The following is a 25,307-nucleotide window of genomic DNA, read 5'->3' as shown; positions in this document are numbered from 1 at the left end:
TCTTCACCTTTGCACATGAGTGCTCTTTCTGAAAATTTTTATAATGATATGATAACATTTAATGATGCATTGTCAATTAACTTTATCCACTCATCACAGTTCTGATAAAAAGCGTCTCATAGAAATTGCCATAGAAAAATATGGACTGGATAAGAGTGAATGCGTGATGATAGGTGACACCGCCTATGATATTAAAGGAGCTGTTGGTGCGGGTGTAGACAGCATCGCTGTGACTTATGGATACGGCAACCCTATAGAAATGATGCGTTCAGGTGCAGATTTCATGGTTGATTTGGCAAAGGAAATCGGGAATATTCTGAAGATTTGAACGCCCTAAGTTATCAAACAGTAATCTCTATCTGATTCCCTTCAACAGCCACAATACAGCTCTCGTAATAGCCATCTCCTGTTATACGAGGGCCGCTGACAACTTCATAACCATCTGCCCTAAACTGCTCAGTAAGTTCATCAACCTTTTTCTTACTGCCTATAGAAAAAGCTATATGCGCATAGCCGGTCCTGGCCAAAGGTTTTTCTGCATCATATAATTCCGTACACTCTTTGCAGCCTTTTTTACATCACCTGTAAAATCCGCCTCAAAATCGCTCAATATTTTTTCAAGGGCTTTCATAGCGCAGGGCCCCCGTTTCTTCAAAGGCAACCGGTGCATCTTCCGTGACTTTACTAAGCCACAGACTGGCACCTGTGGAAATATCATAGACAGGAGCTTCATCAAATTTTCTTGCGATCTCAACTGCCTTTTCCCCCTGCTACTATTCCAGTATCCTCACATAGTAGCAGTATACATCCCACATCTTCCCCTGCCACCATTTCCATTTCCACCAATAGTAGCAGAATAAATCCCCCACATAGTAGCAGAAAAGATAACACCCCACTTACTACCCATTTACTCATTTACCCGCAGTTCCCCAACACTCCGCAATGACAGAAAACATGTAAATATCAGAATGCAATCAGCAAGTGCCCAGGCGCAGATTTCCCCGAAATAGATGCCATAGTATCCGATGAAGCGGGTTAAAATAAGTGCGCAGCTCACCCTCATTATCAGCTGTGCGAAGCTTGAAAGCATAGGAATTATGCTGTTTCCCATACCCTGCAATGTCGACCTTACAATATATAAAATATAGAGCAGCGGGAAAAATGCAGCCAGAACCTGCAGATACTTATAGCCATAAGAAAATACTGCCTCGTTGGCAGTCTCAGCATCCATGAACAGTTTCATCAAAGGCTGTCCGAAAATGATCATTACAGCTGAACACAAAAGAGCCGTGATGATGCCAAGCAGCACGCTTACTCTTACTCCGCTGCGAATACGCTCATAATTTCTTGCACCCATATTCTGAGAAACATAAGCAACTACAGCAAGTCCATACGAAGAGGCTGCAATCTCAAGAAGCACATATATTTTTCCCGCTATGGTATATCCGGTGAGAAATGAGAGCTCATACTGATTGATTCTATTTATAACAATAAGACCACCTATTGCCGTGATCACACTCTGAAGTGCCATGGGAAGGCCGATTGTCATCAGCTCTTTTACCACGGTAAATCCGTCTTTAGAGCCGGCACCTTTTCCAGGGGTAACATTAGAAATATTCTGCCTGTTTTTATAAACGTTATAACCACAGATAATCATAACAAGGCATTCTGAAAGGATTGTTCCAAGAGCAGCCCCGCCTGTGCCCATATTCAAAACGCTTACAAACAGTAGGTCCAAAACAATGTTGCACAGTGAAGAAACTGTCATTGCCATCAGATGAATTTTGCTGTTTCCTCTGCTCCTTAAAACTGCTGCGAAAAACTGATAAAATATCAGAAAAGGGAGCCCCAAAAATATGACATCAACATAGATCTTGGCAAAAGAAAACACTTCCTCTTTTGTATCAAGCGCCCTTAGTACAAATCCGGAAGTGCTTAAAAGAATCGCCACTAAAGATATAGCCAGAACAAAACAGATTGCCTTAGCTTTTTTATAGTACTGAGAAAAAGCGGTTTCATCCTTTTCCCCGTACTTATTCCCCAGTAAAACTGAAAATCCCTGGATCAAGCCTATGACAAATCCATTTACCAAAAAAATAAACCATTCAGTTCCGCCTATGGCAGATAGCCCTTCGGCGCCTACTTTCCGGCCTATAATGATGTTGTCTACAATAATGTAGAGCTGCTGAAAAATATTCCCAACTATCAATGACAAGGCGAAGCTCAAAATCAGTGATAATGGTTTCCCCTTAGTCAGATCGCGTTCCTCATTCATACCTGTTCCCTCAATACATCTCCGTGGCAATGATGGCTCTAATCATTATTCACGGTAATTTTCCCCAAAGTTATTTTATCCAGAATCCTGTCATTTGTCACAACATTTTGCCCCGGCAAAATCTCTTCCAGATAGTATTCCCCATCCCAGTTTACCAGTTTTTCCGGCTCCATGGAATATCCTGAAAAATCCCCATTTTCCACGATATACTGAGCATACTTTGAAGCCAGAGCGTGCTTTTGCTTTATTTTGATTATTAGAGACAAATTCAGTCCCGTAGCTTCGAGCTGATCGGGACTCATACTATCAAGCATTTCTTCTGCTTCGTCACGAATTTCGTTTTCTTCTAAACTGCTTAATGTGATTTCCTTGCTAATTGCACCCTCATAATAGATTTCATCCATTATGCACGTATTTATGACAACTTTTTTAGCATAATCACAAACAAATTGTGAATCAAGCCCCGCTGAAAAGTGAGTATTCCACCAATGCTTGGGATTTTCAGGATCATATAAAAGCGCCTGCTTCTGAACAAATGCTTCCACCTCATAGATGTAATATCCAAATTCTCTAAGTGTTATTCCCTTATCATTAACAGTGATTACAATGTCATCAAAATGATCCTTGTAATCAAATCTGCTGAGTATTTTTCCACATACTGCCACTGCAACTAATATGCAGTTTACCAAAAGAATTGCTATGATGGTTTTTCTGGTAGATTTCTTCATCCCGTTCACCTTTGTGATCGTTCATTTCATCAGTGTTTATATGAAACTATCACATTTATCAGGTGGCGGATATAGTACCTTTTAAATAAAATAACTTCTTGTGGGCAATTTCCTCTTTGCCATTCTTTGCCCGAATGCCCTTGCTTCCTCAATCTTTTCATCTATCTTGAGCATATGAGCAAAGAAATATTCCTCACACACAGAAATCCCCTTGCTTTTCAGAGTTTTCTTAAGGGCAAGTACCGTTCTTCTTGACCAGTTTGAAGTTGTAAAAAGAACCACCTTTGATACCATAGAAGGATCAATATTATTAGCATACTCCCTTAGTTCAGGAGCCATGATATTTGCATATGGCGCTCCACCAAGGAAAAAAATGTCTGCTTTTTCATTAAGCTTTGGCTCGTCAGCAATGCTCACTGCCTGCACCCCAATGCCTTCCGCAATAGCCTCTGCTATCCTTCTGGTGTTACCAAACGGTGTCTTTGAACAATATCTTACTACAATATTCATGATATAAACCTCTTAAATTCAGCCATATTTTACGCAATGCAATTGTATCATATTTGTATCCGGATTCAAGAGTCTAATGAATGCAAGCTTTTGGGCTATTTTAAAAATGCGGTAGACCGATTCCTGCTATTCTCTCTAACGCTTTTTGCCTATCTACGAAATACGTTAGAACAACTTCTGCTATTCTCTCCACTGCTTTTCGGCTATCCATAAAGTGCGGCAGAAATCATCTTTTGCTATCTTTATGAATATCCTCAAATTGTTCTTCTACATCATCTGAATATGGAAGATTGCCAATCTTAGCCTCTGTATCCTCAGTGTACAACAGATTCCTAGCATCTTCACCATCAACAGGATAATCATTCTTCGGATTATTTAAACTGTATAGTCTTTCGCCATAATTATCCTGTGGCATTTTCATCTGTGGAACATATATTCCATCCTCTCCCCACGGCTTTATCATGAGTATGTCCATATATTTGTTTTCTTTTAAAAATCTGATTGAAACTACTGTGCCTTCACTATTATCTTCGCCTCTTACTATTTCTACCTTGCTCTCATCATCAGATAGATTAAGAAGGAAACGAGCAGATGACACCGGATCAAAATATATGCTGTAAATTCCATTAGTATCTGACTTTGCATGATCATTCAGATATTCACCAAGTCCGTTTTTGCAGTAATTAATTGCATCATTATCACTACCATTATTAAAATATGCGCTTTCCAAATCCTTAAAAGAATCAATATTGTCGTACATATCAAGATGCTCACCCACTACTTTGTAGGTTCCATCTTCCGCTTCACCCATCTTGATTTTCTCTATCCACACATATAGATGCGGCTCGGAATCAGTGGCATAGTAGTGAATTTCACCCTCTGTTTTTTCCTCGTTCGTGCAATATGACATAGAACCAGCCTGTCCTTTTACTTCATAGGCGAATGGCCATGGACTTGACCAGCCAAAGGTCTCCCCGTCCTCATCTTTAAACAACACACCTTCATTAACAAGTTTTGTCTGAACATCCTTGGTAGAATCGCTTAATATTCCCTGAACATCCCTGCTACTAAAGCTCTGATCCCATCTCCATAAAAGCTGCTCCTGAGGTGTAGTTACGTATTTAGCGTATTCTGAACTGTCTTCAATAACTTCTCTGCCTTCAGTAGATGCCAGTTTTTCTCCTTCGTTTTCAGTTGTCAAAAGTTCTTCCTTACTATTATCTTTTCCATCTACAATTATGCTCTCTTTAGCTTCATCCACGCCTGATATTACTGGAGAATTCCCTTCTCCACCAACTACACTTTCAGACGCGTTCGTCATAAAACAGACTGATAACACTGTGCTGATTACAACCAGCATCATGATTAGCCAGAATGAGGGCTTTTTATAATTGAAAATCTGCTTAACTCTCGTCTTTACTCCAACCTCACCAAATGCGAGGGGATAAGCCAAAATTAGCTTCTGATGAGTACTGCAAAGAAGAAGAGATGTTGCATAGGACTTCTTCTCATCAAGTGACATGCGGCTAATAACCATCTCGTCACAGGATAGCTCTATATCCTTACAAAAAAGAATATAGGAAATCCACACAAGAGGATTGAACCAGTGGATTGCAAGAAGAATGAAACCAAACTGCTTGCGGAGATGATCCTTTCTTCTGATGTGTGCCTTTTCATGAGCAAGCACATTTTTCAAGGTCTCATCATCAAGTCCTGAAGGCAGATAAACCACAGGCCTGAAAATGCCAAGTATAAAAGGTGTATCAATTTCATCTGAAATAAAAGCTCTTACACTTCCGTTGCTATTTTTCATAGAACCACAAATTCCATCCCTATCCGTTCCACCTGCAAGCATTATAGATGCTCTGGTCTTTTTCCAAATAGAAACGAAACTCAAAACCGCATAACAAATGACTGCAAACACTCCAAGAAGCCAGATTATGCACAGAGTTTTCAACATACCATTTCTACGTATCAAAGTGCCCAATTTACTTTCATCAGTATAGGTTGTTGTTATTTCTTCAGCAGGAAGATAATCCTTCTCTTCAGATAAGGCTTTATCTATGCCACCTCTGCCGTTTACTTCTGTAACATATCCTGCATCAGAATATTGCACAAAGGTATGGCGAGTCTCTACAGCCGCACTTCCCGTTCCTTCTGCATTGAAAAACCTCTCGACTACTCCGTTAAAATCAGGCATTAAGCCTATCTTAGTCTCAATCTGAAATGGAATCGCAAGTCGAATAGCCACTATAGCCCACAAGATACCCATAAACCACTTCGGTCCCCTCTTAAGTGGAAATCTTATCAGAATAACTGCCAGCATAAGAAACACAGCAGATATGCTCATTTCTATGATCTTTATAAAAATTGTCCCCATACGTTTCCTCCATCCTACTATCAAGCCTTACCCTATTAGCCACCCATAAAAACTATTATCAAGCAGTGTACTCTTAGCCTGTATGCCCATAAAAACTATTTTCAAACAGTGTCTTCTTATTGGATAAGAGCTTTATGTTTTTTTGTTTCTCTTTGGAAAAACAAAAGCATATCCTCAGCCAATATCTACATTCTAATCCTTTGCCCTGTCGATAATCTTCTTTATCTCATCAATCTCTTTTTTTGAAAGCTTCTGCTTTGATGTGAATGCCGCCAGAAATGCCGGAAGTGATCCCCCAAAGGTCTCCTCAACAAACTGCTCACTCTTTTTTCTATAAAAATCATCTTTGGAAATAATGGATGTGACTACGCCATCCACATTTTGAAACAGCCCTTTCTCGCAGAGCTTTTTTAAAACAGTGTAGGTGGTTGATTTTTTCCACCCGAATTCATCAGAGCACAGTTTAACCAGTTCTCCTGATCCTACCGGTTCCCTTTCCCATATGAGCTCTGCAAACTGCATCTGAACTTCGCCTAATTCAATCGCCATATTGCCCTCCACTACTTGATTCAAATCATTTTGGCTTGTTTATATGGAACTTTATCAAGTTCAACACAAAATTAGTTCTTATTTCCAAGCCAAAAAGATTTTGGTCTATCATGAATCGACTTTATATTTAAAGTTTATTCACGATAGACCAATTTGTCAACAATTATTTTGTTTTGATTACAGCGCCAGTTTTTGCTTCATTTCATTATATTTTTCAGAAGTCATAAGCGCAGTTTCATTGGTGTCTTTAAGCTTAACCGTGTATGTCCATCTGCCGTATGTTTCAAGCTTTTTAACTGCCTGAGTTCTGACTATATAGGACTTATGGCATCTCATGAATATTTCCGGATCCAGTTTTTCCTGGATTGAAGAAAGCGAAGCTGTTGTAAGAAAAATCTCATCCTTAGTCACTATCCTGCACATGCCGTCGGTTCGCTCTACCATAATGATATCTCTGGTGTCGACTAGATTTATCTCTTCCTTTCCACGAATAATCAGCTTCTCATATGCTGCGTCATTCCTGGCTGATTCATTCTTCGTTCCTTGGGGCACAGAGCTTTGCTCTTCCATCATGCTCTTTATTCTGCCAAGTGTCTTACCGATTCGCTCAAGGTCAAAGGGTTTTACTAGATAATCAAAAGCGTATATTTCAAAAGCATTAGCCATATACTCGCTGTGGGCTGTGGCGAAAACAATCTTTACCTTTGGATCCACTTCAGTAATGGCCTTTGCACATTCAAGCCCGCTCTCCCCCGAGAGGTCTATATCCATAAAAACAACATTGGGGCGAAGCCTTAAAAAGTCGCTGATAGCCGTAGCAAAATTGCCGCATGAGGATACCACTTCGCAATCGGATGTTTTCTCAATCATTTTCTTTAGAATAATCCTTATCTGTTCCTCATCCTCAACTATCATGACTCTTATCATAGCTTCTCCCCATTTATTGGCCTTTGACCGTGCAGTCGTTGTTATATTTATCAGCTTTATTGCTTTATTATTGTTTGCAACCTGCAAGCTTATTTCTTATCCTTCTTCGTCTCAACATATTCAGCAATGCTGTTCCCAATATCGTTTTTCATTTTAGTATCAGCCTGAACATTCTTAAGATTATAGTAGTCAAGCACACCGATATTGCCGCTTCTTAAAGCTTCCGCCATTGCTCTTGGAATATCAGCCTCTGCCTTGACAACCTCTGCCTTCATCTCCTGCTCCAGTGCTACCGCCATTGCTCTTCTCTCCTCTGCCTTGGCCTGCGCAATCTTGGTGTTGGCTTCTGCCTGAAGGCTCTGAAGATTTGCTCCGATATTTCTGCCAATGTCGATATCGGCTATATCAATGGACATGATTTCATAAGCAGTACCGGAATCAAGACCTTTTTCGAGAACAACTTTTGAAATATCATCCGGATTCTCAAGGACACTGCTATGTGTCGTAGCTGAGCCCACAGTTGTTACAATTCCTTCTCCTACTCTTGCAAGGACAGTTGCTTCACCGGCACCGCCAATAAGCTGATCGATATTTGTACGTACCGTCACACGGGCCTTAACAAGAAGCTCTATACCATCTTTTGCCACTGCTGAAATCTGAGGTGTCTCAATCACCTTGGGTGTAACGCTCATGGTTACAGCTTCAAAGACATCGCGTCCTGCAAGGTCAATCGCTGATGCCTGCTCAAAAGAAAGGTTCATACTGGCTCTCTCTGCGGCTATAAGCGCATTTACTACGCTATCCACATTTCCGCCTGCAAGATAATGAGCTTCAAGCTGATTTGTTGTAACATTTATCCCTGCCTTTGTGGCCTTTATCAGGGGACTCACAATCTTGACCGGTTTAACTCGGCGAAGCTTCATTCCTACCAGTGAAAATATACTTATCTTAACTCCACTTGCTACCGCTGAAATCCACATACCAACCGGGATTACAGCAAAGAACATAACTACCAGTATTATTACTATCGCTGCTATTATTATAGGTGCCATCATTTTACTTCTCCTCCTCGACGATTATTCTGTTATTTTTCACTTCTGTTATTACAAGGGCAGAATCTTTTTTTACATAATAATTTGCAGATAGAATGTCCAGCTTAACGCCATCAAACTCGCCCTTTCCGGCAGGCTTTAAATCTGTTATTGCAATTCCTTTTTTCCCAATGAGGTATTCCATATCTTTTTCTTCTATGAAAAGATTTTTTCCCTGTAGATCCTCATCAAGCTTAATCGGTGATTTTATTTTCTTTGAGCTGAATATCACTATGCTCACCACTAGCATTACAGCGATTATTACGATAGTGATTACGCCCACCATAACTCTTTCCTGAAAATTCCTTCCGGTTAAAAAAACACCGGCAGCGGTGAAGATGATACCTGCTATCCCGGGAAATCCAAAACCGGGCATGTAGAACTCGACACCTATCAGAAGTATTCCTATTATCAGGACTATCACTCCCAATATCTGAACTGATCCCATAATTATTCTCTCCTACAAATACAAGTTGAAATACGATTAAAACCGATCGGATTCGGATACCGTAAGCACCCATGTGCCGTACGCTAGAGACAACCAGTTCCTCTATGAACGATATGTTCGTCCTCTTTTCCAAAACTTATGGTAAAGGCTGTCTCCTCATCATCCGACAAAAGCTCGATATCTCCATCGTTTTTACTTAAAATGCTGGATACGATTGCAAGTCCCATTCCGTGGCCGTCCTCCTTCCTTGTGGAAAAGCCTTTCTTAAAAATACTCTCTCTGATGCTTTCCGGGATTTTAGGCCCATTATCCTCAACGCTGAAAATATATCTCTCAGGCGTTTCATTGATCTGTACTCTGATTTTCTTTTCCTCTCCATCAAAATCTTCAAGCGCTTTCATCGCATTGTCGATTAGATTGGAAAGAATCTTGCACAGCTCCCAGTCCTCAATTTCAAGCTTTTTAAGATCGGATTTTACATCAATCAAAAACTCGATTTCCTTAGCTTCAGCTTCTGCCATCTTGGCTGCCAGGAGTGCGTTTATAGCAGGCTTTGACGTCTTTACAGCTTTCCCTGTTTTAAGCAACTCCTTGTAAACTTTTCTGAGGTATGAATTCATTTCATCATATTCCTCAAGTTCCATCAGCCCATAGATAATTTGCAGATGGTTCAGGTAATCGTGCCTGTCCATTCTGAGTTTGTCATTTAATTCGCCCAGATTTTTGATACTTTCGCGAAGAGCATCATTCCCGGCGATCAGCTTCATGTAATTCTTTATCAGAACAGCAATGCACACAATAAGTATTACAACCAGTACGACAATAAGATATAAATATTTATCTCCCACAACCGCCTCCGTTTTCTATATTCTCATAATAGCACTGCTGCCGTTTTCAACAATTCATTCTCTCTCAATTATACAAAACTGAGCCTGAAATGACATAAAGTCAGGACAATATTTCTTAGGAAGCTATGAAATAAAAAATGCCCCGCAGTTATCACACCACGAGGCATCACAAATCTTCGTTATGAATAATTGTTAATCATTACATCAGTTGCATTGATTACTTGATTTTCATTTTGCAGGTAAACTTTTTACCTTTTGAGGCATAAAAAGCATTTACTATCTGAATATATAAAACCTGATCTTTCTCTAAATTCATTGTTACAGTTCGCTTGGCAACGTTATTTTTGCCTGGTACTCTGTACGCAAAAGGAAACTGATTAGTACCTGAATACCCCTTTGAATATCCAGGAACATTAGTTATTTGATTCTCAATCCCGGTAGGTCTGGTAAACTGCACGTATGGAAGGCATGGTGATTTACCTTTAGCTCTCGGCTCACTGAAAGTAAATGTATATTTTTTTGTTTTTGGAACAACAAACTTTATAAAACCAGCAAAATAGTTGGAAGTCTTCTTCTCTTGAATTTTATATGTTCCTGTTTTATTAATAGTCACAGCGACTGATTCGATATAAGACTCTTCGGGGATCCCAAAGTCACCAAAGGGAAGTTTTAGCGTTTTTGTCTTAGCCTCAGCCACAACCGGATTCGCCAGTACAATCGTCAAAGCAAATACTAACGCGACCGACAATAATCTACGCACAACCTGCCATGTTTTTTTCCTCATATTTTTACCCTCCAAGAAAACAGTGAGAACTACCTGTTTACACACCTGCAATTCTCACATACCGAAATACCATTGCAATTATTATTCTAATTACTTTTTCAAATCAGTACAACTACAAGATATAGGTAGTAACTCGCTCCAATGCTACTGTTTCTCTCATAATTATCCCAAATATAACCCATTTCGCGGAGTTTCTCCTGAACCCGGCGCACAGTACCATCCGAGATTTTTTTTGTTTTACCATGTATTACATTGGACACCGTTGCAGTACTTAGCCCCAATGCATCAGCCACATCCACTATCCTTACTTTATTTATGAAAGGAATGGATGCATTGATACAGGGCTATCCAAGAAAAGACCACAGGCACGGAATAATCCATGACTGCCTTCCAACCGAAGAAGGTATGAAGATTTGCCATGATTACAATATCCAGCTTCCAATGGTAAGAGGTAAATATAAAGCCCTCTAGTTGGTCGCTTACAAATGAAGTACAAAAAGAAAAGACTCAAGCTTCGTAGAAACTTGAGTCTTTTCTTTTTATTCCTCGCCCGTATATGTTCTAGTATAGTGTACCATGCTTACTTTCTTGGCAATCCCCAGTATAAACAATGCTGCCATAATAGCAATTGCTGCTTCAAAACTGAAAAAGCTTACTACTATTGCAAATAATAATAGGAAAATAGCTGCAAACTTTACTGTAAACTTCCCAGATAGTGATTCGATATGACACATACGCTCATCATGCATTTCGTTATAGATTTGTGTAAGTTTCTTATCATCCTTAAGAGCATTTGAATACTTTACAAGATGATAAATACTTATGATGTCCAATACGATTACCATTCCTATTACAAATCCCTGCATGAAATCAGCATAATTAGATGTTGCATACCTTGCAGTTATAGTTGGTCTCTGTGACACAAAATACAATGCTGCACTAAGTAGCATAATTCCAACATATGCAAAATTCTGTTTTTTAATTGATTCTCTCATCTGATTCATTTTTTTGTTATTCATTAGTCTTCTTCCTCCAAGCTCTCAAAATCAAATACTTCCTCGATGTTCATATTGAAGTGATGTGCAATCTTATACGCTAATATCAGAGACGCTGTATATTTTCCTACCTCTATAGAGGTAATTGTCTGACGCGTAGTTCCAACAATATCAGCAAGTTCAGATTGCGAAAGTTTATTCACTTTCCTTAACTCCTTTATTTTGTTTTTCATGACAGCCTCCATACTCTTGCTAAGTTCGCTTTGCAAATTTAGTATAGTTTACTTTGCGCATTATGTCAAGCTAACTTTGCATTATTTTTTATCTTTTTTCAAAAATCATCCGTAAGCATTAAATAGGAAGCCCACACAGAATACCATTTTGAAAAATCTAGAAAGTTTAAGACTTTTCCTACTTTCTAAACTTTTAGTCAACAAAGTTCCTGCAGATTTAATCTGCAGGTTTTCTTATGCAATAGCCGTGGGGCTATTTTAAGAAGAATCCCCCATTGATATAGCCCTAAATATTCATATTACGGGCAACCATCCAAAAACTCTTTCACATCTTTTGCAAATTCCTCCGGATCTGCACAATGTGTATCGTGTCCGAATCCTTCCAGTTTATACATTTTCTTCATGGGAGCGCTGATAGCCTTAAGGTACTGCTCTGCTTTTTGTACAGGGCACACCCAGTCCTCTGAGCCGGATATCAGGCAGACCGGCATAGAAAAATCCATAGATTCCTTGCATGCATCAAAGGAGAGCACAAAGTCAAAGAGTTGCTTGTTCTTGTCTACATATTTATTAATATCTCCCATTTGAAATAAAAACCACCGCAAGTCATCTATACCTGCGTAGGGAGAAAATAGTGCCAATCCAAACTGATCTGCATGTTTTTCCACAGGATGATAGATTGAAGTTTGATTTCGAAGTGAGAGCAAATTGGGAATCCCAGGATTCTGGCAATATTCTTCATAGGCTTTTTCCATAGTGGAAGTATCATCTCCGGCAGCCTTCGCTTTTTCCATGGCATCATTGTAGCTGTACATATCTGCATCTGCCAGGGATACCAGCTGTCCAACTCCTATATATGCCTGCACCTTCTCTGCATGTGACTTTGCATAGACACTTCCCAAAACAGTCCCATAAGAATGTCCCATAATAATGACCTTGTCCTGCTCGAATCTGTCACAGGCATAGGAAACAAGCACATCCAAATCCTCCAAAGCCTGTTCAAAGGTAGCTGTCTGATTATCAGGATCAGTCTTTTCATTTTTAAAATAAGTTCTTCCGCATCCTCTCTGATCCCAGGCAATAACTGTATATTCATCAGTAAGATAATCCGAAAAACAATAGCTTATAAATGTATCCGGAGAAGAAGGTCCTCCATGAAGATAGATAATCACCGGATTCGATGTGTTCTCTCCCATCATCGATACATATTGTTGCTGCCCATTAATATCCAAGTATGTAGTTTCATTTACACCTCCTTTGTACATCATCTTATGGTGCATATAATTGGCAGTTCTAAAAAAAAGTATAATCAGAATGCCTGCTAATATAAGAATCATTAAAGCAATAAGTATAAATTTAGTGATTTTTCTTAAGTTGTTACTATTTGCTGTTTTCATTTTCCTGTAGTAGCCCTCTACTCTTATCATATTATCTTCCGGTCTTTCCATTTCCCGCTTCTGAAGCGCCATATATCCAGCGCAGCCTTTATGCACCAGTCAAGTACCATAGCAAGGGCTATTCCTATGACCCCCATTCCCATCCACAAAGCAAGAATGAATGAAAGAGCTGTTCTGCATACAACCGTAGCAAAGATAGACGCCCACATCGTAAATTTCACGTCCCCTGCAGCTCGAAGACCGGATGAAAGAGGTCCGGAAAAAGGTTGGACCAGCGCAGAAAATAGGTTATGTATTGCAACTATTATCAGTATCAGACGCTTAGTCTCATCGGAGAGATTATATAAAGTAAGCAAAATCGGAGTCAGCGCCATTACTATAACATTCCAGATGAGCGCAAGTAAGAGCGACAGCCTCGTGAGCTTTTTTATATTCCATTTTGCAGCTTCATAATCACCTGCCCCTACGCATTGTCCGACTACTGTAATGAACACCGTTCCCATGGACATGCCCATGCATGCAGCCAAAGACCAAAATGTCTGCCCTGTGGTGTTTGCTGCTATCTGCGAGGTTCCAAAGGTTGCTGTAAGCATACCAAGAACAACCTTGGCAGCCTGAAAAAGGGTGTTTTCTATTGAGTTCGGAATAGCCACACCTAATATGCGACCTGCCATGGGAGCATCAAGGCGAAGTGAATCCCGAATCCTTATACTGATTCTGGGATTACTCATTGCTTTAATTTTTCCAAGAAGTTCATCAGAAGCTCTTGTCTCAATACACAGCGCTGTCATAATAGTTGCTGCCACATACCATGAAATCGTAGTCGGCCATGCAACTCCGGCGGCACCGGCTTTAAGAACAAAGATTCCTATCGCATTTCCCACAACATTTACAAGATTAGCTACAAATGAAACCCACATGGTCACTCTGGTCTGTCCCATTGCACGAAAAACTGCAGCCCCGGCATTATAAACAGCATTCGCAGGAAAAGACCAGGCCACAATCCACATGTATATCTTGCAGGCTGCCAGTGTATCTGCCTCTGCCTTAGGATACATTATCTGAAGAAGTGATGATCCGAAAAAAAGCATAATCACCATACATAGCAAAGAAAGTGCCCCACCTATAAAAAAAATCTGAGAAGCGGATAAATCCGCATTATCCTTTTCCTTACTTCCTATGTATTGAGATACAACTACTGATCCCCCTGCGGAGATAGCTGTAAACAGATATATGAAAATGGTGTATACCATGGTATCAAGCCCTACACCGGCAACCACGGCTTCACCTGCATAGCTGACCATCATGGTATCTGCAAGTCCTACCACCATCTGCAGAAGCTGCTCTATAAGGAGCGGTATTATCATCGCCTTTAAAGCAGCATTATTAAAGCGTTTACGCTCATCCGGTAAATATTCTCCTGGTTCTATTATCCTCTCAAGCATAGTAATGTTTTCATATGAACTACATATGAAAAACCTCCATTTCTTTTGTTTTCTGTACCATAAATATGATATCATTTTTTCGAAAACAAAACCTAATCGTTATTGGTTTTGCTATTGATTCATTTGTAAATATTTGGAGGCACGCATGAACAACAAAAAGCTTGCAGTCATTTTCCCGGGCATGGGCTATCACAGCGATAAGCCGCTTCTTTATTTTTCAAAAAGAATCGCCCGTGAAAACAGTTATGAAATAATCGAGGTTAATTACAAATTTCCTCATAAAGCACGTGAGATTATGAACGACAAGATCAGGATGCAGGAGGCTTTTGAAACAGCCGCCGATCAGATAAAAGAAGTCCTTGGTAATATTTCTTTTGAAGATTACAGTGATGTTATTTTTATTGGAAAAAGTATTGGCACAGCTTTGGCTGCGCATTTTGACAATGAACTGCAGGTTGGGGCAAGGCACCTTGTATTTACCCCTGTTCCGCAGACTTTTGACATAATAAGAAAAAATGCAGGCGTAGTCTTCCATGGTCTTGATGACCCCTGGTGTCCAAATGACATCGCCGAAGCAAAATGCAAAGAGCTTGAACTTAAGCTTTACACAGTGGATAAAGCCAACCATTCCCTTGAAACCACGCATACTGCAGAAGATATTCGTAATCTGAAAGACATAATGCAGAAAGCTGAGCAGTTTATATTACAAGGTTAATCATTTTTCAGGTAAAGCTCCAAATATTTCTGCACACTTTTTGCAGCCTTTTTTATATCGCCTGTAAATTCATCACAAAACTCGCTCACAATACCTTCAACTGCCTTCATGGCAGAAGGCCCCTGATCGTCAAATGCAAACGGTTGAACAAATATGCCGGGAAGCTGATTTAGCCCGAATATAAGTGCTGACCAGGTTGCACTTCCTGTAATCTGATACACAAGCCAGGTAAATGCAATGGCATCCACCGAGTCTCCAAATCTGTTAATAAGATTCGATGATATAAGCTTTCTGCAATTAGGTATCTTCAATATGTCTTTGTAAGTAATCTTTTTTTCTTCCATTTTAAAGCCCCTTCCAAACTCATTTTCTTGTAATGATTGTATTGGAAGAGGCTGATTATATTAATACACAATTTTTCTAGTTTATAAAGATATTTTTTTCGTGTTTGGAAAATTCGACTTACACTGCATCTTCCTTAAGGGCTTCTATGATGTTGTCGTCCTTTATCTTGTTGATACTTAGTCCCATGCTGATACCCAGTATTCCAAATACAGCCAGTACAACTACGCCATAAAACAGTAAGTTCGGATTAAAGGTATACAGCGCCGAATCAAAGGACTTATACATCATAAAGCTAAGCAAAAGCGATATCGGAATCCCCCACAGAAGTGCCTTGAATCCATAGAGAAAAACTTCAAGCCATATCATCTTTTTAAAGCCTCCATTATCAAGTCCCACCGACTTATACATGGCAAACTCTTTTCTTCTTAAAAGGACTCCTGTAGATATGGTATTCACAATATTTGCAACAGCTATAAGCGTAAGTAATGTGGAAAAGCCGTACATAGCTGTGTTTAGCATAAGTGTAATTGTGTCCATAATTTTCAGGGAATCAGTCAGGTCTGTACAATAGTAGTTGTGATAGCCCTCCTCCTGCATAAGCTGATAGATCTTGGAATAAACAGCCTTATTATCTGTAGTCTCAACTGCAAGGTCCAGTGTCAGCTTATCTTCAGGAAGTACCTCTTTTGCCTTCTCATAGTAAACCGACCTTGGCACAAAGACGGTCATTGTACCTCTTGGTACATACTCAAGAACTTTATTGTCAGCTGTATAGGGAACCAGTGCCGCCACTTCAATTGCTGGTGGAAAGCCCATAGTCTCATCATAATGAAGGCTCTGACCTATGATGCCGTCATTAAATACAGGTGCATCATTAACCTCGTGGAAGTAGCTGTTTAGGAGGACTCCTCTAAGTTGCCCCGAATAATAATCCTCCCTTGAAAGCCCGTTTTCATCAAGTATTTTATTAAAATCCTCATCATCAACTATTGCTACAGACATACTATACAGATCAAAAGCATCCGGCTTATCCCTAAAGCTCTCCGTCAAAAATGCTCTATCAGCAATATCTGTGTTGGCCAGGGTAGTATATTTATCATCAGGCTTTTTCTTAAAAGCAAACTGAATCATTCCTGCGCTATAAACATCCTTAACCCCGTCCATGTCACGAATTTCACTCCGCAGTCTATCACTTTCATCAAGCGAGCATGAAGCTATGATCTGATATGGAATATCAACATCGTAGTCATTAGCCCTTTTTATAGATTCGCAAAAGAAATTGATAGTCAGGAAAAGTATTATTGAAACCGCAATGGAAATTGTAATCACTTTTCCCTTGACCCCATTTCTCTTGATATTCTTGTAGGCAAGCTCGCCTTCGTAGCCAAATATCTTACGAATAAGCGGATTTACACGCAGGTTCCTCGCTCTGACCTTAATGGTTGTACTCTGTCTAAGAGCATCGATAGGCATTATTCTGGCTGCTTTAATGCCCGGAACCAGCACAGAGAGCATAATTGTAAGAGCGGAAAAGAAAATAATTGCGATAATTACAGATGGCTGGCATACGATTGGGATTGTTCCTCGCATTCCCTCTGCCCCTGCCAGAATATCTGCTTCAAGGATCCTTCTTCCAAGTATAGCCAGCGTAATCCTTGTTCCGATATATCCCAAAAGAAGTCCTAACGGAATACCGATAATGCCAAGAACAAAGCCTTCGTAATAGATTGAAAATCTCTTTTGACGCGCCGTGGCGCCGACACTTGCCAGCATTCCCAGATATCTCATTCTCTCAGTAAGAGACATTCCTATAGAGTTAAAGATAAGAATAACTGAAGTGGCAATTACAATTATCAGAGCAATTCCCATAAGTACGAAAAAGCTTTTGTAGGAACCGGCACTGCCTTCAAATGCAAATCTACTTAGCATATATTCAGTGTTTATAGTATATTTCTGTATTCCATACTTTTTTACTATATCCTTGATCTGCTTAATTGCTGAACTGTTACACTTTTTTAGCATTATGGAAACCTGTGCCGCATCCTGCTTCGGAAAATACCCATCATCCATGCCGCGCAATATATCCCAGTCCTTCGTGGCGCGGTTTCCATGCAGAATCGCTGTGATCGTGCAGGTCTCTGTGGAATTTGCTTTAAAAAGTTCGTCTGATCTGTAAGTTCCTCCAAGATATGAAAAGCCCTCAAGCTCATCATCTATATATCTGTAACCCTCTTCAAACGTGAGCTCATCACCCACCTTAAGATCCAGCCCGTTATCTTTGAGAAACTTCTCCTCAACAGCGATTTCCGATGAGTTTACAGGCAAAGTGCCTTCATAGTCTGAAACAACTCTCATAGAATAATCCTTCATAGTAGCATGATCGATGTTTCCTACTCTGAATCTTTCATCTGTATCTGTTAACAGCCTTACTCCGCTCTTTTTCCCATCGAGCTCCCTAAGCCCCACAGTTTCAAGTGTCTTATCATTTAGAAGCTCCTCATACTGCTCTTTAGATACCTTCTCAAAGACAGCATGTGCAGCTCCTGAGGTCTGAACCGAAATATAGCCAAAGAAGCTAAAGAAAGAAAATACGCCAAGAAGAATAGCACTGATAAGCGCTGTTGAAGTAGCTATACCAAGAATTGTTACTATTGATCTTTTCTTGTTTTCCAGAAGATGCCTTAGTGTTAACTTCGATATGATATTCATGACGCCATCACCCCGGCTTTCCCCGAATCCCTGGTAATCTGACCATCTTCAATTGTAATTACTCTGTCAGCAGAAAGAGCAATCCTTTCATCGTGAGTAATGATGATAACTGTCTGGTTGTTTTCCTTGTTGAACTTACGAAGGAGTGAAATTATCTCCTTGCTGTTCTCAGAATCAAGGTTACCTGTGGGCTCATCCGCAAGAAGGAGTGCCGGATGATTCATGAGTGCACGTCCAATGGATACCCTCTGCTGCTGCCCGCCTGAGAGCTGATTAGGAAGATGAGACAGCCTATTCTTTAATCCAAGCTTATCTACAAGATCATTAAGCAGAGCCTTATCAGGCTTTTTACCATCAAGAAGAATCGGAAGTGTAAGATTCTCTTCCACATTCAGAATTGGAATAAGATTGTAAAACTGATAGATAAGCCCTATGTTTCTCCTTCTGAAAATCGCAAGCTTTGTTTCGTTTAATTTGCCGATGTCGGTTCCTGCTATATTGCAGGTTCCTGATGTTGGTACGTCTACTCCGCCAAGTATATGAAGGAGTGTCGATTTACCGGAACCGGAAGGCCCGACGATTGCCACGAATTCTCCCTGTTCTACGTCAAAAGAGACATCCTTAAGAGCATCAACTCTTGTCTCCCCCTGACCATATACTTTGCATAAATTTCTGATCTCTAATATTTTCATTTTCATGCCCCTTTCTCGTAGCAGGTGGTGCCATATCTTCAAGTGATAATGTGTTCTTGGATCATTTAAGTAATAAATTCATACCAATGCTGGTTTTTAGAAAATCACTCGAAAGAATGCATTTGTCATCACTTCCATCTGCTTTGAGAATAGATTATCGTCTTACCCTTACTATCAAATGACTTTTTGATTACAATTTAGTCACATATTCTTATATCTCCGTTTTTATGATTAACATCGGTCAAATCCGTTATTCCCTAAAAGTGCTCTGCATATAAGCACACGGATTTTACCTTATTCTTTCATAAAATTGTCTTGTAAAACCTTACCCTGAACCTTGTTCCTTCCCCTTCGTTGCTTTCCACAAGGATATCTCCATGCTGGCTTGTGATTATCGACTTTGATAGAGCAAGTCCTATTCCCACGCTGTCTTTTGATGCATTTCTTCCCTTGTAGAACCTTTCAAAAATATGACTTATTTCATCCTTAGGAATTCCGCAGCCATTATCTTCTATAACTATTTCCGTGAAAATGTTGGTTTCATGCGCAGTTATTTCTAGTTTTCCACCTTCGTCTATATGTTCAATACAGTTTTTCACAATATTCTGAAGAGCTTCTATAGTCCAGTTTTTATCGCATTTTACCTGCATGTTTCTGTTTTCATGATGATATGTGATATTTTTAAGCTCCATCTGAATTTCAAAGGGATTTATCAATTCGCTTATCAGATCATCTGCATTTATTATTTCAGACTTCATGGCAATCGTGCCTGCATCGAACTTGGATAATTTAAGAAGTGTCTGTATCAGCCAGTTCATCCTGTCAAGCTGATTGGACTGTGTTTTTAGGAATTCCTCTCGCTTTTGTTTATCCTCTTCTGTCATGAGAAGGTCATTCATCACTATCATAGATGTAAGCGGAGTTTTAAGCTGATGGCTGATATCTGCGATAGCATTTGCCATTGCTACCTTATCTTTCGATAGAAGGTCTTTTTGATGGCACAGAGTTGATGTGGCTTTGTAAATATTCGTTTTTAATATAGACAGCTCTCCCTCCTCCTGGTCCAGGATATTTGGAGGTTCCCCGCCTGAAAGTACCTTTTCAAGATAAAGATTAAGAACGCTTATGTTCTCATATCTTCTCTTTGTTATGAATACAAATCCGCATGTTATGGTCACTCCAACCACCAGTAATAGAAAAAATGCGGATATGCCACATAGTGCATATCCGCATATTGAAGCTACTGCGGTAAGTGCAGCTGCTAATAGTATCATTATTCTTAAGTCTTTGTTTTTAAGCATAGCTATGTTCCCCAATTTATTCCAAAATAACATTATTAAATGCGCAGCCTTCAAACCCGGATTCTTATCATTTATCCACAATATATCCAAGCCCTCGTACAGTCCTTATAATCCTAGGATTCGCAGGATCTTTTTCTATCTTATCTCTTAATCTCTTGATGTAAACCGTCAATGTATTATCATTTACAAAATCCCCGTTAACATCCCACATATCTTCAAGCAGCTGGTTTCTGGACATAACGTTTCCTCTGTTATTACAAAAAGCAAGAAGCAGCCTGTATTCCAGTGCCGTTAGGTCAATCATATCCTCTTTTCCAGATGATTCATCTACTATTCCGACCTTGGCTTCGCTTACATGTATGCGAACATTTTGAATTTCAAGAATGCCCTCTGTCTCAGAAGTGCTGTTATCTCTGCCACGTCCGCTTCTTCTAAGTACAGTCTTTATCCTGGCCATAAGCTCATTTATCCTAAAGGGCTTACACACATAGTCATCTGCTCCCATCTCGAGCCCCATGACTACATTGACTTCCGCGTCACTGGCAGTTAGGAAAATTACAGGCACATCCTCTTTTTCCTTAATGTATCTGCACACATCATAACCATTTCCATCGGGTAGATTTATGTCCAATATGCATAGGTCAAAGCTATTTTCACAAAAAACTTCCAGCGCCTCGTTCTTCGTCCTTACATGAACCACCTCATAATTCTCTTTTTCCAATGAGTATTTAAGTCCCATGCCAATGGCATCATCATCTTCCAGCAAAAACAGCTTCATAATGCAGCTCCTCATATTTGTTTGTGCCCTAAATCTAAAAAAATGTTCAGGATGCTTTCCAGACACCAATATCATCATATTACAAATATCAGGCTTTTACATTACAGTTTTGTCACATTTCAAAACACTGCTAGTCTTTTTTCTTTTGGAACATAGTATGGGCTGTTTTCATCTATATCATACGCTTCATAGAATTTATCAAACTGTCCCAGTATGTAGTTCACTCTTGCCTTGCCAATAAGATGAGTATCTGCCATAGCGCGGTCAATGTCCTGTTCTGTAATATAGCAGGCATTTTTCCTTGCATAGGTTCTAAAGAATAAATCATAATCAGGATTTTCTTTTTGTTCCAAAATTTTTAGACAGCACCTCATAGCCATAAGATCAGCAAAGGTCTCATTTTTAATAAGTTCACCATCTATCTTGCGACCGTATTCGACTTCAAGGCCATCGAAAAAGTCAGCAATTTTCTGCTGATTCCCGGTATATGCGGAGTCCTCATCCTCCGTCATCCATGGTTCCCACCATCCACGCCAGTCATAGTTAATTCCTGTAGGATCATAGGAATGAGCATATTCATGAGCTATTAACATTCCATAGTAACCAAGCATTTCTTCGAATGATGCGTTTTTGGAGCAATAAGGATTAACGAGTACACCGCTACTTACATAAAGTGCATTATAGGCAGGCATAAAATAGGCATTTACCTCAAACAAATTTGCATTAAAAATCTGTCTGTTCTCATCTTCTTTCTTAATCTGTCCTCTTTCAAAACGTTCCTTGCTGACAAGAAGTGATATATAATCGTCTACCAGATTTCCGGTTAGATTTATATCAGAAAGGTCGTTTTCTATTTCATTTTTCCCAAGGCTTACTCTCATGGTAAGAATCTTATGCTTAGCCAGCTCTTTTCCGTGGATGCCAAGCCACTCTGTATTATCTATAATATCTCTATAGCTATTCTTGATGTCTTCAACCATATCAAGAGCCCGCTGCTCATCGAAGTCTGCAAGATATTGCTCGCTGTAAGCTTTATTTATGGCATCAGGAGCATATGTTTTTATAGCCTTGCATGCCTGATCACTATACTCTATTCCATATGAAGCTTTTAGCACATCTTCGCCATAGAGTGTAAATAGTCTTGTAATCGTCCCCAAAAGCATGTGATCCCTTATGGCTTCCACATTATCTTCCTGATAAAGTGTATTAAGAAGGTCTGAAAAGTTATCTTTTGCAATAAAATCCTTATTTTTTCCAAGCGCCTCCAGGCTTCCAAGAATGTCTATCACTGGTACAGAAACATTTTCTTTTTCAAGTGTCGAAGAGTCAAAATAGACGATGTCGTTTGTGACAGGAGCTTTCCAATAATCATCTATCATCTCCCCTACAACAGAGGCATTATCAAATATTTCTATTGTTCTTTCCTCTGAATATCCAAGCTTTTCCATCAAAGAAAGAAACTCTTTTTTGGCAGAATCATTTGGATTATCCTCAGAAAAAAGACTCTTGAAATAATCCATATCGCCCATCATACTATTTGGCTCGAACCATACCGCATGATAGCCATTATGATCAGCTGAAACAGTAAATTTAAAAGCCTGGCTGAACATCATATACTCTTCTGTTTGATAGAGTTTGTAAATATCTTCGAGGCTTTTTATGTTTTCGATTGGCTGCAAGTGCTCTTTTGCTGAATCTATTCTCTGATCATAGTCCTCCGTATCTAAGATGCGGCGATAAATAGATACTGCTTTGTAAAGATCACTATCCTCACTAATTTCGTCTAAATCAGTATTATCAAGGATGTCCCTTATTGCCTTATCGAATTCCTCCTGTTCATCCCACCAGTATGCATCACCGTTATCGCTATTTTGTTTTTTCTGCTCTTTCCACTGTCCATTTACAAATTCGTCAAAGTCTGCAATAGGTTTACTATTATCGTCTATTTTTGTAGCAACAAGCGATGATTCAGCATCATCGCTTATTTGAGCACCTGCATTTGTGCTTGTTTCCTCACCCGATTCTGTACTCGCTTCAGGATTTATTTCCTCACCCGATTCTGTACTAACATCAGGTGCGTCAGTTTTTCCACACCCTGTAGAGAGGGCAAATACTGATGCCCCCAGTATTATTATCATTTTTCCGGTAAAAAACTTCCGGGCAACTTTTCTGTATTTCATAGACAGTCCCCACTTATTTTGAAATTTGCATTGTCCCTGCAATGTCTTTTATGACCTGAAGTCATCAACCTCGAGAGAAGCTTTTTTATAATCGCCAAATCTCTGCAAGAAATTTAATAGTGCAGAGGAAAAGGCCATTGCCAGCGATAAGAACATAGTGAAATCAGAAATTGAGAGGTTCTTTTTAAACACAGCCACAAAAAGAGTTGCATAAATAAGCCCCTTTATAATGACATAAGCTATCTGAACAACAAAGGCATGCTTATACCACAGATCGCGGTGAATATCCATTTTTTCAATTGTTTCTTTATTTACTTCTTCCTGTTTACCGGACAAAAAATCGCTCAGTCCAAAGAGCCTTATATCCTTGGCAAAGTCAAAATCCTGAGTAATCCTGGTCATATATTCTGATTTGCGGGATGCGGGAGACATCTTATCCCACACCTCTTCTTTATCGACCCTGACTATTTTTCTGTAATACAGAAACTGCAACAGTCCAAGAATGATAAGCGCTATGATCAGTCTGTAATCAAGAATTAAAATAGCAGCAAAAGTAACAAGTAGTGTAAATGCACTTGTTAAAGCCTGCCTCATAAGGCGCATCATACCTTCTACGCCGTTGTTATTAGAATTAGTTGCCCTCATGGCACGATCAGCAATATCAAGTACATCCGGTCTCTCAACTAGTTCAAATCGCAGAGTTAATACCTTCGCAATCCTCTCTGTGAGCATATTCATACGAACGAGTATGAGGTTGTACCAGACTCTGTTATCAGACAAAGCTCTTCCAAAGTTCAAGGCAAGATTTATACTTCCTGCTATCAGCATCAGCCTTGTAAGCTGCCGTATCCCTTCCTGCCTGCTTAATCCAAGTTGGATAATATCAATGACGTATTTTCCAAAAATTCCCCAGAAATACGATAAGACGGAATTACATACAATTCCAAGAAAAACAAGAAAGATAACACAGGGCTTATATTCCCACATTTTCTTTAGTATATAAACCGTGTTACTCCATATTCCATATTCTCTATGAAGTGGGTTATCTTTACTTTCTTTATATTCGCTCCCCATGCTGTCTACCCCTTTTGTCTATAAGCAAAAATACACGTAACCTACGCATATAAATTGTATTTCAAAAGAGAAAGCCGCACTAATCATTTTTTCATATATGCTGTTCATATATTGCTAAATGGGTCACATATCTTGAATCTACATAGCCGTGCTCAATAGGGAAAGCATACTATGCAGAGCGCAGCAGTAATCAGTGGAGATCTTTTCATGAATTCAATGTACTTTTTAAGCATTGGTATTCTCCTCTTTTACTGCGCGTCTTCAGGTAAGACAGAAAGAGCAGAGAACTTTTCAGCGTTCTTCTTGGCTCTTACCAGCACATAGATCAAAAGAACAATATTTGTCAAAATTGCTACTCCGCCAAGTATGCCACCTACAATAAAATCGCCATTCTTCAAAACCGGATAGTTAAAAATTGTTCCGGCATCATACAGAGTATGTAAAGCAGTTGGAATGATGATTGCCAAAGCCCAGTACAGCGCCGTTGGACCTTTGCCCTTTAATTTGTTGTACCTGGCTCTTCCTATAAACTCTCCCATTATCATGTTCAATGTCATATGAGTGAACACTAAAGGAGTTCTGATTCAATGTCATTAACTTTAGAATGAATTAACCAACGCCAAAGATATGTTCGGTTAACTTTAGCATGATACATCATCAATAAGTTCCGAAAGCCAAGCTATTGCACTACCCTCAGCATAATTTATCGCTATAGAAATATTATTATACTGCACATTGACAATTGACAAGCATGACAAAAAGACGAAATCACCTAATGTTAATAGAGAGGTGCCTTCATCAGTATAAATGTTGTATGATTGTATATGGAAATGGTGGAACTCTATTGTTTAATTACGATAGCAGAAACTTATCGGAAGCTTAAACCTGTGCTGGCGGGCAAAG

At 39.5% G+C, this 25,307-nt stretch carries 26 protein-coding genes and 2 pseudogenes; 3 read left to right on the top strand and 25 right to left on the bottom strand.

The genetic code is table 11. From position 1 onward, the window contains the following. The first annotated feature begins 61 nt into the window (after positions 1–61). On the top strand, positions 62–328 hold the full coding sequence (locus T501_RS20825; RefSeq protein ID WP_081843135.1) for an HAD hydrolase-like protein: 267 nt from the start codon (positions 62–64) through the stop codon (positions 326–328). Positions 329–341: 13 nt separating this feature from the next. Here the strand turns inward: T501_RS20825 and T501_RS11450 are convergent. The 13 genes and pseudogenes from T501_RS11450 to T501_RS22705 form a co-directional block, all read right to left on the bottom strand. After that, a pseudogene (locus T501_RS11450) lies at positions 342–536 on the bottom strand (VOC family protein); the annotation flags it as partial. Beyond that, complete coding sequence (locus T501_RS22900) at positions 500–631, bottom strand: hypothetical protein (protein WP_442856369.1); 132 nt, start codon at positions 629–631, stop codon at positions 500–502. The gene T501_RS22900 and the pseudogene T501_RS11450, both read right to left, overlap by 37 nt. A 276-nt stretch (positions 632–907) precedes the next feature. Beyond that, on the bottom strand, positions 908–2,275 hold the full coding sequence (locus T501_RS11440) for an MATE family efflux transporter (protein ID WP_044914916.1): 1,368 nt from the start codon (positions 2,273–2,275) through the stop codon (positions 908–910). 38 nt (positions 2,276–2,313) lie between these two features. Beyond that, positions 2,314–3,003 (bottom strand): hypothetical protein, encoded by a 690-nt coding sequence (locus T501_RS11435; RefSeq protein ID WP_044914915.1) that lies wholly within the window; start codon positions 3,001–3,003, stop codon positions 2,314–2,316. An 81-nt stretch (positions 3,004–3,084) separates the two neighbouring features. Beyond that, complete coding sequence (locus tag T501_RS11430; protein WP_044914914.1) at positions 3,085–3,513, bottom strand: flavodoxin family protein; 429 nt, start codon at positions 3,511–3,513, stop codon at positions 3,085–3,087. A gap of 226 nt (positions 3,514–3,739) precedes the next feature. Beyond that, positions 3,740–5,893: a M56 family metallopeptidase gene (locus T501_RS20280; protein WP_050008274.1), complete on the bottom strand. Its 2,154-nt coding sequence runs from the start codon at positions 5,891–5,893 to the stop codon at positions 3,740–3,742. Between the two features lie 192 nt (positions 5,894–6,085). Beyond that, positions 6,086–6,442 (bottom strand): BlaI/MecI/CopY family transcriptional regulator, encoded by a 357-nt coding sequence (locus T501_RS11420; RefSeq protein ID WP_026510845.1) that lies wholly within the window; start codon positions 6,440–6,442, stop codon positions 6,086–6,088. A 177-nt stretch (positions 6,443–6,619) separates the two neighbouring features. Then, on the bottom strand, positions 6,620–7,369 hold the full coding sequence (locus tag T501_RS11415) for a LytR/AlgR family response regulator transcription factor (protein ID WP_044914964.1): 750 nt from the start codon (positions 7,367–7,369) through the stop codon (positions 6,620–6,622). A gap of 89 nt (positions 7,370–7,458) precedes the next feature. After that, complete coding sequence (gene floA / locus T501_RS11410) at positions 7,459–8,424, bottom strand: flotillin-like protein FloA (RefSeq protein WP_044914913.1); 966 nt, start codon at positions 8,422–8,424, stop codon at positions 7,459–7,461. A 1-nt stretch (position 8,425) separates the two neighbouring features. Next, positions 8,426–8,908, bottom strand: coding sequence for an NfeD family protein (locus tag T501_RS11405; protein ID WP_044914912.1), 483 nt, complete (start codon positions 8,906–8,908; stop codon positions 8,426–8,428). An 83-nt stretch (positions 8,909–8,991) separates the two neighbouring features. Next, positions 8,992–9,756: a sensor histidine kinase gene (locus tag T501_RS11400; protein ID WP_050008272.1), complete on the bottom strand. Its 765-nt coding sequence runs from the start codon at positions 9,754–9,756 to the stop codon at positions 8,992–8,994. A 217-nt stretch (positions 9,757–9,973) separates the two neighbouring features. Further along, entirely contained in the window at positions 9,974–10,540 is a 567-nt protein-coding gene (locus T501_RS11395; protein WP_044914911.1) for a hypothetical protein, read from the bottom strand. A gap of 170 nt (positions 10,541–10,710) precedes the next feature. Continuing rightward, a pseudogene (locus T501_RS22705) lies at positions 10,711–10,857 on the bottom strand (LacI family DNA-binding transcriptional regulator); the annotation flags it as partial. Between T501_RS22705 and T501_RS22895 the strand changes: the two are divergent. After that, positions 10,793–11,011 (top strand): hypothetical protein, encoded by a 219-nt coding sequence (locus tag T501_RS22895; RefSeq protein ID WP_155994844.1) that lies wholly within the window; start codon positions 10,793–10,795, stop codon positions 11,009–11,011. The pseudogene T501_RS22705 and the gene T501_RS22895 overlap by 65 nt on opposite strands. A gap of 68 nt (positions 11,012–11,079) precedes the next feature. On the opposite strand, the gene T501_RS11385 is transcribed toward T501_RS22895, so the two are convergent. The 4 genes from T501_RS11385 to T501_RS11370 all read right to left on the bottom strand — a co-directional run bounded on the left by T501_RS11385 (position 11,080) and on the right by T501_RS11370 (position 14,610). Then, complete coding sequence (locus T501_RS11385; RefSeq protein ID WP_044914910.1) at positions 11,080–11,559, bottom strand: hypothetical protein; 480 nt, start codon at positions 11,557–11,559, stop codon at positions 11,080–11,082. After that, complete coding sequence (locus T501_RS11380; protein ID WP_026490098.1) at positions 11,559–11,768, bottom strand: helix-turn-helix transcriptional regulator; 210 nt, start codon at positions 11,766–11,768, stop codon at positions 11,559–11,561. The genes T501_RS11385 and T501_RS11380 overlap by 1 nt, the downstream gene beginning before the upstream one ends. A 299-nt stretch (positions 11,769–12,067) precedes the next feature. After that, a complete protein-coding gene (locus T501_RS11375; protein ID WP_044914908.1) occupies positions 12,068–13,216 on the bottom strand; it encodes an alpha/beta fold hydrolase in 1,149 nt (382 codons plus the stop codon). Next, positions 13,192–14,610 carry an MATE family efflux transporter gene (locus tag T501_RS11370; protein ID WP_044914905.1) on the bottom strand — a complete coding sequence of 473 codons (1,419 nt, stop codon included), beginning with the start codon at positions 14,608–14,610 and terminating at the stop codon, positions 13,192–13,194. Before T501_RS11370 ends, T501_RS11375 begins: the two co-directional genes overlap by 25 nt. Positions 14,611–14,755: 145 nt before the next feature. On the opposite strand from T501_RS11370, the gene T501_RS11365 reads away from it, so the two are divergent. Beyond that, positions 14,756–15,325 carry an alpha/beta hydrolase gene (locus T501_RS11365; RefSeq protein WP_044914903.1) on the top strand — a complete coding sequence of 190 codons (570 nt, stop codon included), beginning with the start codon at positions 14,756–14,758 and terminating at the stop codon, positions 15,323–15,325. Here the strand turns inward: T501_RS11365 and T501_RS11360 are convergent. The 8 genes from T501_RS11360 to T501_RS11325 all read right to left on the bottom strand — a co-directional run bounded on the left by T501_RS11360 (position 15,322) and on the right by T501_RS11325 (position 24,961). Next, entirely contained in the window at positions 15,322–15,669 is a 348-nt protein-coding gene (locus T501_RS11360) for a hypothetical protein (protein ID WP_044914901.1), read from the bottom strand. The genes T501_RS11365 and T501_RS11360 overlap by 4 nt on opposite strands. A 118-nt stretch (positions 15,670–15,787) precedes the next feature. After that, the gene (locus T501_RS11355) at positions 15,788–18,379 is read right to left on the bottom strand and encodes an ABC transporter permease (protein WP_044914899.1); all 2,592 of its coding nucleotides are present in this window, start codon (positions 18,377–18,379) and stop codon (positions 15,788–15,790) included. After that, entirely contained in the window at positions 18,376–19,071 is a 696-nt protein-coding gene (locus T501_RS11350) for an ABC transporter ATP-binding protein (RefSeq protein WP_026510830.1), read from the bottom strand. The genes T501_RS11355 and T501_RS11350 overlap by 4 nt, the downstream gene beginning before the upstream one ends. A 302-nt stretch (positions 19,072–19,373) precedes the next feature. Then, a complete protein-coding gene (locus T501_RS11345; RefSeq protein ID WP_242845520.1) occupies positions 19,374–20,372 on the bottom strand; it encodes a sensor histidine kinase in 999 nt (332 codons plus the stop codon). A gap of 67 nt (positions 20,373–20,439) precedes the next feature. Then, positions 20,440–21,153, bottom strand: coding sequence for a response regulator transcription factor (locus T501_RS11340; RefSeq protein ID WP_334291523.1), 714 nt, complete (start codon positions 21,151–21,153; stop codon positions 20,440–20,442). 116 nt (positions 21,154–21,269) lie between these two features. After that, positions 21,270–23,330 carry a M13-type metalloendopeptidase gene (locus T501_RS11335; RefSeq protein WP_044914894.1) on the bottom strand — a complete coding sequence of 687 codons (2,061 nt, stop codon included), beginning with the start codon at positions 23,328–23,330 and terminating at the stop codon, positions 21,270–21,272. Between the two features lie 48 nt (positions 23,331–23,378). Beyond that, on the bottom strand, positions 23,379–24,404 hold the full coding sequence (locus T501_RS11330; protein WP_044914893.1) for an ABC transporter ATP-binding protein: 1,026 nt from the start codon (positions 24,402–24,404) through the stop codon (positions 23,379–23,381). Between the two features lie 248 nt (positions 24,405–24,652). Then, positions 24,653–24,961 (bottom strand): hypothetical protein, encoded by a 309-nt coding sequence (locus T501_RS11325; protein WP_155994843.1) that lies wholly within the window; start codon positions 24,959–24,961, stop codon positions 24,653–24,655. Positions 24,962–25,307 lie beyond the last annotated feature (346 nt).

Source organism: Butyrivibrio sp. WCE2006, from assembly GCF_000701985.1.
Taxonomy (GTDB): domain Bacteria; phylum Bacillota; class Clostridia; order Lachnospirales; family Lachnospiraceae; genus Butyrivibrio.
This window is presented reverse-complemented; position numbering and strand designations above follow the sequence as displayed.

What these genes read in the sequence shown, in the direction of transcription:
- T501_RS11330 (WP_044914893.1), bottom strand. Translation starts at nt 24,404, where the DNA reads ATGGGGAGCGAATATAAAGAAAGTAAAGATAACCCACTTCATAGAGAA.
- T501_RS11350 (WP_026510830.1), bottom strand. Translation starts at nt 19,071, where the DNA reads ATGAAAATATTAGAGATCAGAAATTTATGCAAAGTATATGGTCAGGGG.
- T501_RS11415 (WP_044914964.1), bottom strand. Translation starts at nt 7,369, where the DNA reads ATGATAAGAGTCATGATAGTTGAGGATGAGGAACAGATAAGGATTATT.
- T501_RS11370 (WP_044914905.1), bottom strand. Translation starts at nt 14,610, where the DNA reads ATGCTTGAGAGGATAATAGAACCAGGAGAATATTTACCGGATGAGCGT.
- T501_RS11375 (WP_044914908.1), bottom strand. Translation starts at nt 13,216, where the DNA reads ATGGAAAGACCGGAAGATAATATGATAAGAGTAGAGGGCTACTACAGG.
- T501_RS11360 (WP_044914901.1), bottom strand. Translation starts at nt 15,669, where the DNA reads ATGGAAGAAAAAAAGATTACTTACAAAGACATATTGAAGATACCTAAT.
- T501_RS11435 (WP_044914915.1), bottom strand. Translation starts at nt 3,003, where the DNA reads ATGAAGAAATCTACCAGAAAAACCATCATAGCAATTCTTTTGGTAAAC.
- T501_RS11335 (WP_044914894.1), bottom strand. Translation starts at nt 23,330, where the DNA reads ATGAAATACAGAAAAGTTGCCCGGAAGTTTTTTACCGGAAAAATGATA.
- T501_RS11365 (WP_044914903.1), top strand. Translation starts at nt 14,756, where the DNA reads ATGAACAACAAAAAGCTTGCAGTCATTTTCCCGGGCATGGGCTATCAC.
- T501_RS11325 (WP_155994843.1), bottom strand. Translation starts at nt 24,961, where the DNA reads ATGACATTGAACATGATAATGGGAGAGTTTATAGGAAGAGCCAGGTAC.
- floA (WP_044914913.1), bottom strand. Translation starts at nt 8,424, where the DNA reads ATGATGGCACCTATAATAATAGCAGCGATAGTAATAATACTGGTAGTT.
- T501_RS11420 (WP_026510845.1), bottom strand. Translation starts at nt 6,442, where the DNA reads ATGGCGATTGAATTAGGCGAAGTTCAGATGCAGTTTGCAGAGCTCATA.
- T501_RS11440 (WP_044914916.1), bottom strand. Translation starts at nt 2,275, where the DNA reads ATGAATGAGGAACGCGATCTGACTAAGGGGAAACCATTATCACTGATT.
- T501_RS11405 (WP_044914912.1), bottom strand. Translation starts at nt 8,908, where the DNA reads ATGGGATCAGTTCAGATATTGGGAGTGATAGTCCTGATAATAGGAATA.
- T501_RS11355 (WP_044914899.1), bottom strand. Translation starts at nt 18,379, where the DNA reads ATGAATATCATATCGAAGTTAACACTAAGGCATCTTCTGGAAAACAAG.
- T501_RS11395 (WP_044914911.1), bottom strand. Translation starts at nt 10,540, where the DNA reads ATGAGGAAAAAAACATGGCAGGTTGTGCGTAGATTATTGTCGGTCGCG.
- T501_RS11430 (WP_044914914.1), bottom strand. Translation starts at nt 3,513, where the DNA reads ATGAATATTGTAGTAAGATATTGTTCAAAGACACCGTTTGGTAACACC.
- T501_RS20280 (WP_050008274.1), bottom strand. Translation starts at nt 5,893, where the DNA reads ATGGGGACAATTTTTATAAAGATCATAGAAATGAGCATATCTGCTGTG.
- T501_RS11345 (WP_242845520.1), bottom strand. Translation starts at nt 20,372, where the DNA reads ATGCTTAAAAACAAAGACTTAAGAATAATGATACTATTAGCAGCTGCA.
- T501_RS11380 (WP_026490098.1), bottom strand. Translation starts at nt 11,768, where the DNA reads ATGAAAAACAAAATAAAGGAGTTAAGGAAAGTGAATAAACTTTCGCAA.
- T501_RS20825 (WP_081843135.1), top strand. Translation starts at nt 62, where the DNA reads ATGATGCATTGTCAATTAACTTTATCCACTCATCACAGTTCTGATAAA.
- T501_RS22900 (WP_442856369.1), bottom strand. Translation starts at nt 631, where the DNA reads ATGAAAGCCCTTGAAAAAATATTGAGCGATTTTGAGGCGGATTTTACA.
- T501_RS11385 (WP_044914910.1), bottom strand. Translation starts at nt 11,559, where the DNA reads ATGAATAACAAAAAAATGAATCAGATGAGAGAATCAATTAAAAAACAG.